This window comes from Blautia sp. AF19-10LB (genome assembly GCF_003461245.1).
GTDB classification, from domain to species: Bacteria; Bacillota; Clostridia; order Lachnospirales; family Lachnospiraceae; genus Blautia_A; species Blautia_A intestinihominis.
In genome coordinates this window covers 1-325 of the sequence record NZ_QTWS01000106.1, presented here as the reverse complement: position 1 = coordinate 325, position 325 = coordinate 1, and the positions used below count along the sequence as shown (strand labels likewise).

The 325-nt window shown below is 40.0% G+C and carries 1 pseudogene; it reads right to left on the bottom strand.

The annotated features are described in order from the left end of the window. A pseudogene (locus DWX28_RS20220) lies at positions 1–325 on the bottom strand (RNA-guided endonuclease InsQ/TnpB family protein); the annotation flags it as partial.

Here is a 325-nt window from a genome sequence, read left to right as displayed (position 1 = left end):
TGCCATTTCCAGAATCATAACAGGTCATCAGATTATGAAGTCCCAGATCAATCGATAAATAATATCCATTCTGAGAAAGCCGTTCCGGCTCTTCAATCTCATAAATGACAATAAGGTCGCATTTTTCGTTTTTTGGTGGATAGATCCGCAGCTGTTTTATATGATCCATGTTCCTGAAAATCTTATTTTCAAGATATAGAAATTTTTCATGGATCCCATAGGTTTCTTCCATATAGCTTTTCAGATCCTTTGGCAGAGACAGCCGCAGCTGGTCTGAGCCTTTCTCATGCCGGATCCCCATCTGCATGTATGTGACCGGTATATT